The organism is Providencia sp. PROV033, from assembly GCF_028484855.1.
Taxonomy (GTDB): Bacteria; Pseudomonadota; Gammaproteobacteria; order Enterobacterales; family Enterobacteriaceae; genus Providencia; species Providencia alcalifaciens.
Genome location: NZ_JAMPSW010000022.1, coordinates 11978 through 23767, shown reverse-complemented (window position 1 = coordinate 23767; position 11790 = coordinate 11978). Strand labels below are relative to the sequence as shown.

General features: G+C 41.8%; 8 protein-coding genes. 6 read left to right on the top strand and 2 right to left on the bottom strand.

Translation table 11 applies throughout. The annotated features are described in order from the left end of the window. The first annotated feature begins 3 nt into the window (after positions 1–3). A complete protein-coding gene (glpK, locus tag PSF16_RS05945; RefSeq protein ID WP_272688960.1) occupies positions 4–1530 on the top strand; it encodes a glycerol kinase GlpK in 1527 nt (508 codons plus the stop codon). Positions 1531–1749: 219 nt separating this feature from the next. Continuing rightward, complete coding sequence (locus tag PSF16_RS05940) at positions 1750–5742, top strand: hypothetical protein (protein WP_272688959.1); 3993 nt, start codon at positions 1750–1752, stop codon at positions 5740–5742. Between the two features lie 61 nt (positions 5743–5803). On the opposite strand, the gene emrD is transcribed toward PSF16_RS05940, so the two are convergent. Then, on the bottom strand, positions 5804–6988 hold the full coding sequence (emrD, locus tag PSF16_RS05935; RefSeq protein ID WP_039862336.1) for a multidrug efflux MFS transporter EmrD: 1185 nt from the start codon (positions 6986–6988) through the stop codon (positions 5804–5806). A 440-nt stretch (positions 6989–7428) separates the two neighbouring features. Between emrD and fpr the strand changes: the two genes are divergently transcribed. Continuing rightward, complete coding sequence (gene fpr / locus PSF16_RS05930; protein WP_006660523.1) at positions 7429–8175, top strand: ferredoxin--NADP(+) reductase; 747 nt, start codon at positions 7429–7431, stop codon at positions 8173–8175. 11 nt (positions 8176–8186) lie between these two features. On the opposite strand, the gene PSF16_RS05925 is transcribed toward fpr, so the two are convergent. Then, positions 8187–8609 carry a DUF805 domain-containing protein gene (locus PSF16_RS05925; protein WP_154631822.1) on the bottom strand — a complete coding sequence of 141 codons (423 nt, stop codon included), beginning with the start codon at positions 8607–8609 and terminating at the stop codon, positions 8187–8189. A 52-nt stretch (positions 8610–8661) separates the two neighbouring features. Between PSF16_RS05925 and PSF16_RS05920 the strand changes: the two genes are divergently transcribed. The 3 genes from PSF16_RS05920 (at position 8662) to PSF16_RS05910 (ending at position 11725) form a co-directional block, all read left to right on the top strand. Continuing rightward, positions 8662–9267 carry a DUF1454 family protein gene (locus PSF16_RS05920; RefSeq protein WP_006663191.1) on the top strand — a complete coding sequence of 202 codons (606 nt, stop codon included), beginning with the start codon at positions 8662–8664 and terminating at the stop codon, positions 9265–9267. A gap of 217 nt (positions 9268–9484) precedes the next feature. Beyond that, positions 9485–10255 carry a triose-phosphate isomerase gene (gene tpiA, locus PSF16_RS05915; RefSeq protein WP_006663192.1) on the top strand — a complete coding sequence of 257 codons (771 nt, stop codon included), beginning with the start codon at positions 9485–9487 and terminating at the stop codon, positions 10253–10255. 519 nt (positions 10256–10774) lie between these two features. Beyond that, positions 10775–11725 carry an OmpG family monomeric porin gene (locus tag PSF16_RS05910; RefSeq protein WP_006660527.1) on the top strand — a complete coding sequence of 317 codons (951 nt, stop codon included), beginning with the start codon at positions 10775–10777 and terminating at the stop codon, positions 11723–11725. Positions 11726–11790: the final 65 nt, after the last annotated feature.

Below are 11790 nucleotides of genomic sequence, written 5' to 3'. Positions count from 1 at the left end.
ATTATGACAACAGAAACCAATATCGTTAAAAAATATATTGTCGCCCTTGATCAAGGCACAACCAGTTCGCGAGCTGTCGTTCTCGACCACGATGCAAACATCGTTAGCATTTCTCAGCGCGAATTCACGCAAATTTACCCAAAACCAGGCTGGGTAGAACATGACCCAATGGAAATTTGGGCAACACAAAGTTCTACGTTGATTGAAGTCCTTGCCAAAGCAGATATTCGCACGGATGAAGTCGCCAGTATCGGGATTACTAACCAGCGTGAAACAACTATCGTTTGGGAGAAAGCAACTGGTAAGCCAGTCTATAATGCGATTGTTTGGCAGTGTCGCCGTACTGCGGATTTCTGTACCCACTTAAAAACCAACGATAAAGAACTCGAAGAGTATATTCGTCAAAACACAGGCTTAGTCGTTGACCCTTATTTCTCCGGTACAAAAGTGAAGTGGATCCTCGATAATGTCGAAGGTGCTCGTGAACGCGCAGAAAAAGGTGAATTATTGTTCGGTACTGTTGATACTTGGTTAGTATGGAAAATGACCCAAGGTCGAGTACATGTGACTGACTACACCAACGCTTCCCGTACTATGTTATTCAACATTCGTAATTTAGAGTGGGATGATAAAATCCTTAACGCACTGAATATTCCTCGTAATATGTTGCCAGAAGTTCGCCCATCTTCCGAAGTGTACGGTCAAACCAACATCGGCGGTAAAGGCGGGACTCGTATTCCAATTTCAGGCATTGCAGGTGACCAGCAAGCCGCGCTGTACGGTCAATTATGTGTGAAATCAGGGATGGCGAAAAATACCTACGGAACGGGCTGTTTCTTATTAATGAACACTGGCAATACGGCGGTTCGCTCCAATCATGGTCTATTAACGACTATTGCTTGCGGTCCTAAAGGGGAAGTTAGCTATGCCCTTGAAGGTGCGGTGTTTGTTGGCGGGGCATCCATTCAATGGCTACGTGATGAGCTGAAACTCATTGATGAAGCAACAGATTCAGAGTATTTCGCAACCAAAGTCAAAGACAGTAATGGTGTCTATGTTGTCCCTGCATTTACTGGATTAGGCGCCCCTTACTGGGACCCTTATGCTCGTGGTGCTATCTTTGGCTTAACACGTGGTGCAAACCGCAACCATATTATCCGTGCCACACTGGAGTCTATCGCATACCAAACTCGCGATGTCCTTGATGCAATGCAAGCCGACTCGGGTGAACGCCTAAAAGCGCTGCGTGTAGATGGTGGCGCGGTTGCCAATAACTTCCTGATGCAATTCCAATCTGACATTCTCGGTACATCCGTCGAGCGTCCCGCTGTACGTGAAAGTACTGCGTTGGGTGCGGCTTATTTAGCCGGTATTGCTGTTGGATTCTGGGAAAGTCTGGATGAGCTGCAAAGTAAAGCCACGATTGAGAAAGTCTTTAAACCTGGCATCGAAACCACAGAACGTAATTATAAATACGAAGGCTGGAAAAAAGCCGTTGCTCGCGCCCAAGAGTGGGAAGACCGCGCGTAGTATTATTTCTCTTTATCTATCAAAGCAGTGCTTCGGCACTGCTTTTTTATTTCCCACTACAGAAATAAATTACTAATTTATAATTAGCAAACAAATAGTTAACTAGTAAATACAATCATGGTTACCTAGACTAATAATAAATTAGAAAGAACCGACTCGCTTATTTAAAATCGTTTCCTGCAATAACAGTGTTTATCTTTTATTTCAGGAGATCAGGTTATGGATAACCAAAAAAAAGGCATTTTTAGTCGCTCAAACCAACATGCTGTACAACTCATATATCAAGATATACTGCAAGGAGAGATACAATTAGGTCTCTATAAAAACCGAGGTCGGGTCGCGAAAATTCATACAGACAGTTTTTATCTTGACGGCTTAAAAAACTCACCACAACAAGATCTCGCCGGACAGAACGCATTTGCACTCACAAATTGGCTACTCGATAAACCCCGTTTACCGGGAGAACAACGCACAAGTTACGTATTAAGTACGGTAGACTCTAGTGAATTCTCAGGCTTTGAATTTCACCCCCAACATAGTTTATGGATTGACAGCTTTAATTCCCCTCACCAATGGCGTGATGGTGAACCTCGCTCCCAAGCTCAATTGGTCGATTTACTCTTACCTAGCGGGCAATGGCATCGTAATTACAATACTGTCATACTCGCCACTGATGCAAACGACTTACAAGTTGAATTAATCAAACATTGGCTGGAGCTAACGGGAGGAAGTGTCATTCTCATTGAAAATAATGAAAACGAAATATCCTTACCCATTCAGCAATTACTTAATGAATTAACCCCCATTGATGTCCATGAAGAAGCACAGGCTATTCAGCCAACGCAAAAATCTGCAGGTCTTCTCGTGACCTCTTACCAACCAGAAAAACGAGTCGAAAGCAGCAACTGCACAATTACAAATTTGAGTTTCTATGATAGCGAATTAGCCGATAACACAGACACTACGGTATGGATTTATGAAGGTGTTATAACACCGACGCAATTTGACGATGTTCGTATTTATGTTGATACCCAGTACCATTCAGAAGAACTCATTCTCGAAGTTGGATCAAATACTCAGATAATTGCCGAGCATAATGAATTCGGTGAAGTTTACCTAAGTAGAGTGAATAAAAACCAACATATCCCCATTAAAATCACAACAAAAACGCAGGGGACAGCCCCCAAAATCCGTTTAGGATGGGGATTTTCTGACAGTGAATCCATCCATGCGATCCCAGATACGGCATTTCATTATGTACCCACAAACCATATTCCGAATAACCAACCTGAATCGCCGCCAATAACCCAAAAAACTCCCCAGCAAACCACTTTCAACCCGTATGGTTTTCAACAAACGTTGGTTTTACCTGCTACATCGATAAATTCGCTAGCATTAACAGATGACATTCTAAAAAATAGCCACTATTTCACTTTGGTTATCAATAGTTCACGCCAAAATATAGCCCTTAGGCTCGATGATATTACGCTATCCGAATCTGACTCTTGGCATGAGCTAGCCATCAAAATAGAAACTGAAGTTAACCAGCAACTGGTTGCCAACGAATTACCCCCTGTCACCCTTCAATACTCTCAAGGACAATTACGGCTAGAGTGTAAAGGTATGATAATTTCTCAGTTTCTGTTCAAAGACAGCCAAAAGCACCCAATTCTCATCGTTGAAAACCCAAATGGAAACGCTAATCAACTCATCATTGGCGCTATTTCAGGTAGGCTTCCAACACACGAAGATATTGCCTACTTTCAACTCATTGAATCTCCGCTGTTTGGCAAAGTAGAACTCAATAGCCAAACAGGCGAGTGGGTATATCGTCCTGATGAACAGCGCCACTTCCAAGGACATGACCAATTTGATGTTTCTGCGGTTATGGAGGACGGTTCGGTATCAGCCCCAATATCGATTCAATTACAGTCTGAAAGCGCGCCAGATGTCTCCATCCCCGGTCAAAGAACTTTTACCCTTCCTGACCCAATCTATCATCAACCTGAATTACGAGACGACAAAACTCCCGCCGACATGCAAGTATTAAACGTTCAAATGGCACAAACGCACTTACTTGCACCTAATTCTCCCCATTTCACATTGACAGCCAACCGCAGGGCATTATTAAAAGTTGACCTCATTAGCCCATCTGCCGAAAATGCACCTGATATTGTCGCTATTATTCGTAATAAATCAGGAATAGAACTCGAACGAGTTATTTTGACTGGTCCCCAAAAACTGCCGACAAACATTGATGAAAGACCCAAAAGTCCCAGCATAGAAGCTCAAGATCTACATCGTAATAGCTACACTGCACCGATTAGAGGGAAATGGATACAACCAGAGATCCAAATACAAATCATGGCGGGTGATACACCAATAATTCAACCTTATACTGATGCTGAAGGTTGGTTTTCTCCCCCCGTTAAACATGTCACACCCATCATTGCTCATGTAACTAATAAAAGCTTATATCAACCAGGTCATGGCAGTTATGCCTATTCACCTTTAAGCTGGGGGCTAGAAGCTGCGGCAAAGCTGCCTACTCATCAATTTTCACTGTTTAGTTACCCATCACTGGCGAAACAACCGAGCTTATTCCCTTACCTTATTAAAGAGGGAAACGCTTATACTGATGATAACAACTTGATTCATCTGCTATACGATGCCCCAAAAACCATTGAAGAACCCTCTAGATCTCAAATTGGGTGGGCCTATCAAGATAGCCAAAAAGCAGCTCGTCGAACCAAGCTATATTCAGAATTTTTTTATTCCTCTATCAATCGGTTACCAATGAGTGGAGGGTCCTCGGGGGTGATTGGACTAGCAACTCATCATTTTGGTGGCGGGATCACTAAATCCAGTATTCTCTGGCATGAAACATTCGGGCATGGACTAAGTTTGGGTCACACCACAGGCTCACATTATCCTTATGCAGCCGAAAGTCATGGAGAAACTATCGCCTTCGACCAATATCGCCAACAATACACGACCTATTTCGATAAAGATCAAAATAGTGAAATCATGCCTGCTATGTACCCTCGAGACTATGCACATTTCACTGAACAATATGATGCCTTCTTATCTCATGCCGACTATTTAGCATATCGAGCTCAACAGTTTTTAGCTCGAATAGATGAGCAAGAAATACCCCGTGAATATCTGCCCGTTTATCAACTGAATGGTTCTTTTTTATCTCTCGCTGATGGCTCACTCCATCCTTATAGCCAGCTCACCGTCACACAAACACTAGGGCATTTAATATCCAAAGAATATCTTGATGCCAATCATCATTTAAAAATCACCTATGCAACTCAAAATGGATTACTCACGGAAACAATGCCTATTTCCCTAGGTGGAAATGAACTCAATGTGAATATTGCAAATAAAGGCGAGTTAGTCAGTTTAGAAATTATAAAAGATCAAGATGATACAACGCTCTATCACTACAAAAATCCGGAATCATTAGCGAATCGCCTATTTATTCACGGTAATGGTAAAGCAGTACCAAATGAATTGCAGATGGATAATTACTGGCGAGGCAGTAAATTATTTTGGGCATACGATGGAGACAACCAAGCTTTGTGTGCGACGTGGGTTGAAAATGGGCGGCTTAATCAGCAATATTTTTCATTAAAAATGCCCTGCAATCAGCATCAAGTAAATACTGAGGCAAAGTTTACACCCCTCAACCATCTGAATTTATATTCCGATAGCCAATCTGCATCAGAAACCCATGTTGTATCCGACGTTCGACTGCTTTCTGATGTTCAACTCAATCAGCGGATCGATATTAAACAATTAGGTATACAGACTAACAGCGACACCAACTATTGGGTCACACTACTGGTTTATGATGAGCGAGATGAGCTTCAAGAATATGCGCCTCTGGAAACGTGGTACCTTTCAGTGCAAGACGATACGTTGATCGTCAAAGGCACCATAGATAGTACCCCTAACTTAAATATTGCGGGTATCAAAGTCCATATTGACTCACATTTACAAGATGACGCCGCCGCCAGCACTATACTTATCCAACAAAATGAATATGCGCTTGCTGAAAATCGCGAATGGTTACACTATGACCGCCCTGTGGAATTTAACTCACTCATTTCACACATGGCGGGAATGAAAGAGAACACAATCAGTGCACAACAACAAGCTTCTCAATGGGTTGAAGCCATGCATTTCGTACCATTAGCCGCATAAAGATAAAAATAAGGGGGCTTAATTGCCCCCTTATTTTAGATTCTTAAACGAAAGTCTTAGGTTAAACCATTCGCTCAGTGTGGTTCATACGGCGAGCTAACGGCAGCCAGCACAATACCACCAGCATTGACATCAAAAACATCAGTAGACCAAGGCTGAATTGTCCATTTTGTGGCATCAACGCTGACACCCATGTCGCCACACCAGAGCCCACATTTTGTAGTCCGCCCACCAATGCTCCTGCCGCACCGGCTAAATAGGGGAATGGCTCCATTGCGCCCGTTGTCGCCAATGGGAATAACATGCCTGCACCGAAAAAGAAAATAGAAGCGGGAACAAGTAGTGTCCATGTATTCATGATGCCGAACCAACCAGGAACCCACATCATAACCCCTGCAGCTAAGCAAATTAGCACAGACTGCCACATAAGTGCCGAGAAACTCTTACCTTCACGCCCTGCATACCAAGCGCCAAAGAATGCCGCGGGAATAGGCAGAATAAACAGAATACTGACCGTGATACTGCTAAGCCCTAACACTCCGCCCATCAATACACCGCTACATGCTTCAAAAACGGCGATCCCAGCTAATGCACCAATCAACATCGTTAAGTAAGAAAGGAACGAACCGTTAGACAATAATTCACGGTATGATGCCACTAAATTATGCTTTTCTGGCGAGATTGGACGGGTTTCTGGCATCCAGCGATACATGCTTAGCAATACCCCACCGCCCAGTAAGAATAAGAAAATATAGCAGGCATGCCAGCCAAAGAAATAGGCCAATACCCCACCAAACATCGGCGCTAACAGCGGGCTAACTAATACCCCCATATTTAGCAAACTGTTGGCATAACGTAACGCTGTGCCTTTATACAAGTCACGAGGCATGGTTCTTACCATCACACCAGCAACACCGGTTCCTAATCCCTGCAAACCGCTCGCGATCGTTAATACGGTTAACGTTGGCGCGAAAATGGCGACAACCGTTGATACTAAGAAGATGGATAAACCCGCTAAAATCACAGGACGGCGACCAATTTGGTCAGACAAAGGACCGTATAATAATTGCGAAAAACCGTAAGAAAACAGATACGCCGCCATAACGCGTTGCACAGAACCGGAAGGCTCACCGAAATAAACAGCAATTTCAGCAATAACCGGAACATAGACTGTTTGAGTCATTTGCCCAACCGCAGCGAGGGCAATCAACATCAATAATAAATTAAAATTTTCAAGCTTTCTCATTTTGCTCTCAGACATTCACAATTCCCGAGCACAATATAGCGCCACATTATTAAGGTTTAATAACGCGAACACCTGCATTCAGGATTAAATAATAGATTTTTGTTTGTTGTTTTGCCCGTTACATTGGAATTATATAACTAGCAAACAATTGAAATTGTTCTTATGTGATTAAGATAACAAAATTTATGAATTTTTCGAGCTGGAACACCATTTTAATTTTCAATGCATTGGCAGTAATATTCGCCACCCCTGTCAACTTAACTGTACATTAAAATTACCAAACCCTCCATTTGCAGAATAATCCACTAAAACACTTTATCGATAAGCATAAACAATGAACTGATCTAGTATGAAATCCTATTAAGTTCAGCAATGTATATCTTAAATAATTCACTGTGCTGAACACTTTCTCTGTGTTTTTTCGATAACAGGATACAGTTATGGCAAATTGGGTAACAGGTCGGGTAGTAGAAACCAAATATTGGACGGACACTTTATTTAGTTTAGTGGTTGATGCCCCAATTCAGCCGTTTATTGCCGGGCAATTTGCCAAGCTTGCCCTTGAAGTTAATGGAGAACGTGTTGCTCGCGCCTACTCCTATGTGAATGCCCCTAGTGATAACCGACTCGAATTCTATTTTGTTATCGTCCCGAATGGTAAATTGAGTCCAAAACTTGCTGAGCTACAGGTTGGCGATACACTGCAAATCACCGATGAAGCGTCGGGTTTCTTTGTGTTAGATGAAATTCCTGAATGTCGGCATCTTTGGATGCTTTCTACAGGAACAGCAATTGGTCCATTTCTCTCCATTTTACAAGAGAACAAAGGGTTAGAACGCTTCGATAAAATCGTCCTGTTACATGCCGTCCGCTACCAAAAAGACCTCAGTTACCTGCCACTAATGCAGAAATTAGAGCAACAATTCGCAGGAAAATTACGCATTGTAACCGTAGTCAGTCGTGAACAAGTCGCCGGCTCACTGTATGGACGCGTTCCCGCATTAATTGAAGATCATCAGTTAGAGACGTTTGTGGGACTACCAATTGACGCAGAAAATTGCCACATTATGCTGTGTGGCAACCCTGAAATGGTGAGAGATACCCGCGATAAACTCAAAGACACTCATGGGCTAATAAAACATTTACGCCGTAAACCGGGGCATATTACCAGCGAACAATATTGGTAATCGTTTTACTGCTAAGACAGGTAATCCACATTATCTGTCTTTTCTCCATAGGGATTTTCAGTTTCCATTCCCACAAAAACGCCGCAATCAATCAACATAATCATCGTAATCAACAGTGGAAGGAAGCGCCCAATTCCCCATTGCCAAATATCGGCTAATTGGCTCACATCGATGGAATAAAGTGCAAAAGCCAGTACGATCAAAGCAAACCAACCTCCCGGTTTGCCTCTATCGTGTAAGCGTTTGGTAAAAATCGCCGCAAGGGGATACAGTAGTAAAATAAAGAACACCACAATGACAGCATCAGGGATGGAAAACGCATTTTGCAGCAACGAAATTAGGGTTACGAGAATAAAGCAGCTGGCTATGCCTACCCAAAAAGGTCGACGCCCAATTCTGCCTTTAAAGGAAAAAGCCCATTGTAGTAATGTCATTGTGTGTAATCCTGATACAATATTAATCTCTGAAGAATAAGTGGCAGAAAAAATGGCTCAACCAATATTCCGTTCCATGTCCATCATCATAACCGCTTTTGTATGCTATTTTCCACAAATGGCGCTGTCTCAAAAGGTACCCACTTTACCCGATACTGACTTAAGCGTGGCTTATTTAGCGCCCGATGCGCCGACCTTTAATCTCACTATTCCAGAGCTACGCAATCAGTTCAATCAAACGTATAAAGACTTGTATCTTCATGAATACAAAGTTATTGCTAGCCAAGATATCTCCGCACCCTATATCCGTGCCGCATCACGCATTAATCAGCAAATATACTCTTCCGCTGTTCTTGAACGAGGCAGCGAGAAAATTAAAAGCCTGCAGATCACTTTGCTCCCTACTGACAATGAAGCGGATGCACAAGAGAATCGACAATTAATTGAACGTTATATTATCGCCATCATCCACCAATTTGATCCTAACGTTTCAATGGATAAAGCCCCTGAGCTAACAGCCGCACTCAACAAATTTATGGCAAATAAAAATCCAACGCGTGCTGAAGAGGCAAGATTGGGTGCGTTACGGTATATTTTGGTAAAAAGTGATAATAATGTGCTTACTTTTGCTGTTGAACCGATTAAGCTAGAGCAATAAGCACTCGAAGACGATAAGTTTTCAAAGTCAATAAATAGACTAAATGGATGATGATCACGCTCTGACAATAAGCATGATGAAAAGCAAAGCTATTATTATCCATTGTTCCTATAATGCAGGAACAGCGACAGAAACGTCTCGTTGCGCGTAATTCGTTGATCGCGTGATGAAAAACTAATTGATTAATCATTCAAACTTCTTGGTTGGAGGAAATAACATGCGACATCCATTGGTAATGGGTAACTGGAAACTGAACGGCAGCACCCAGATGGTCAATGAGCTGATTGCTGGTCTGCGTAATGAACTGAGCAGCGTTGATGGCTGTGACGTGGCGATTGCACCACCCGCTATCTACTTAACTCAAGCTAAACACGCTATTGCAGGCAGCCGCATCGCATTAGGCGCACAAAACGTTGACGTCAACCTGTCTGGCGCATTCACTGGTGAAACTTCAGCTGAAATGCTGAAAGACATCGGTGCAAAATACATCATCATCGGTCACTCAGAGCGTCGTACTTATCACAAAGAAAGCGATGAGTTCGTTGCGAAAAAATTCGCCGTGCTGAAAGAGCAAGGATTAATCCCAGTTCTGTGTATCGGTGAAAGCGAAGCTGAAAATGAAGCTGGCAAAACTGAAGAAGTGTGTGCTCGCCAAATCGATGCTGTTCTGAACACATTAGGTGCCGAAGCATTCCAAGGTGCGGTTATTGCTTATGAACCAATTTGGGCTATCGGAACAGGCAAATCAGCAACGCCAGCACAAGCACAAGCTATCCATAAATTCATTCGTAGCCACATTGCGAAGAAAGATGCTGCTATCGCTGAACAAGTCATTATTCAATACGGCGGTTCAGTTAACGCAAGCAACGCCGCTGAGTTATTCACTCAACCGGATATTGATGGTGCTTTAGTGGGTGGAGCGTCCTTAAAAGCAGATGCTTTCGCCGTCATTGTTAAAGCTGCAGCAGAAGCTAAAAAATCAAAATAATTACGTTTTATTTTTAATAAAACGCCTATTTTATTTAAATAGGCGTTTTTATTTTTAATACCCTAAGATTAAATAATAAAAACCAATATTTATAAATAATTTTAAAATTATGACATGAAAATTAAATCACAATGTTTAACTCCACATTAAAATAGTGACAATATAAATATCAGACTATCTTCACTCTCATTGGAAATAACGATAAAAAACAGAATAAACACAGACTGATAGATGCAACCACATTAGCTAACCCACTAATTTAAATAGCTATCACATCAAAAAATAACAATAGACAATATCACGGAAGTTCATTTAGATTGCTTGCATCGGCTTGCCGATTATTTAAGAAAATAATATTTTAGTCATCACACTAATAATATATCAAGATATCAATGAACCTTATTAATTGTAATTAACCTCTTGGACTTTCAATACAAAAGCCCATATTCAATCTTTTATAATTAATTTGTGCGCCCATTGAAAATAAAATCATTAGATAATTAAAGCATTCTATAAAGGATGAATATGAAGTCTATAACAGGTTTAATTCTTAGCACAGCAATCATTTTTCCAACCATCAGTTATTCTCAATCCACTGAAGACCATTGGCGAGTCAAAACCAATGTGTATCTTGAGCTTGAAGAGTATCAAGGTCAACGAGACTCACAGAATAACAAAGTGTATGACAAAGCCAGCATGATTGGTAAGTTATCACTAACTAATCCAACATCAACGTGGTCTTTTGATCTAGAACACCGAGAATCATTAAGAAATCACGGAAAGAACTTTTCCAACTCTCGCGATTCCTACATTCGTAACCGAACCCAAATCGGAGCAACCAAACAATTTATCAAGGATAAAATCTCTAATCTCGATATCAATTTTACCTATCGCAAAGAATCAAATGATGGAACTCCAGGTACACAATCCCGTTCATCTAATAGTTTGTATTGGCTAATGCCTTCAGGTTCAATCTACCTTGATAGCAGATGGACATTTGATTTTTGGGGGGCTTTTTACTATTACAGCAATTTCTATGAAGCCAACAGCTACGAATTTGAATCAGAAGTGGGCGTGAGCTACAAACTCACCGATGATATTAAGGCCAGACTCAGTTATTACAGCGATAAAGCGTGGGATAATGAATTCACTACGCAATCTTTACAACGTCAGATTCGCCTTGGCTTACCAGTCACCATTAACCAAAACTGGAGTATTTCCCCTTATTTCCGTTATCTCATTGCTGACATTGAATACAACAATAAAGGATATACAACCCAGCAATTACGCAGCGGCTACCGCATCGGAACTCAAGTGGAATACAAAGTGACGCCTAAGTTAGCCTTATGGGCGGGCGCGGCTTACGAACCGACTAACTGGAAATACCCGAAAGGCAATGAAAAAACATCAGGGAATAGCAATAAGCAGACAATGTATCTTGGTCAATTGGGTGTGAAATATAGCTGGTAAGCTATATACCTAGCCGCCCTCCAGCTATCAAGGGCTGCTAGATACTGAATTTTTTCTCTCTCTAA

Bases quoted from the DNA above. Each gene is read 5' to 3' on its own strand.
- glpK (WP_272688960.1), top strand. From the start codon at position 4: ATGACAACAGAAACCAATATCGTTAAAAAATATATTGTCGCCCTTGAT.
- PSF16_RS05940 (WP_272688959.1), top strand. From the start codon at position 1,750: ATGGATAACCAAAAAAAAGGCATTTTTAGTCGCTCAAACCAACATGCT.
- emrD (WP_039862336.1), bottom strand. From the start codon at position 6,988: ATGAGAAAGCTTGAAAATTTTAATTTATTATTGATGTTGATTGCCCTC.
- fpr (WP_006660523.1), top strand. From the start codon at position 7,429: ATGGCAAATTGGGTAACAGGTCGGGTAGTAGAAACCAAATATTGGACG.
- PSF16_RS05925 (WP_154631822.1), bottom strand. From the start codon at position 8,609: ATGACATTACTACAATGGGCTTTTTCCTTTAAAGGCAGAATTGGGCGT.
- PSF16_RS05920 (WP_006663191.1), top strand. From the start codon at position 8,662: ATGGCTCAACCAATATTCCGTTCCATGTCCATCATCATAACCGCTTTT.
- tpiA (WP_006663192.1), top strand. From the start codon at position 9,485: ATGCGACATCCATTGGTAATGGGTAACTGGAAACTGAACGGCAGCACC.
- PSF16_RS05910 (WP_006660527.1), top strand. From the start codon at position 10,775: ATGAATATGAAGTCTATAACAGGTTTAATTCTTAGCACAGCAATCATT.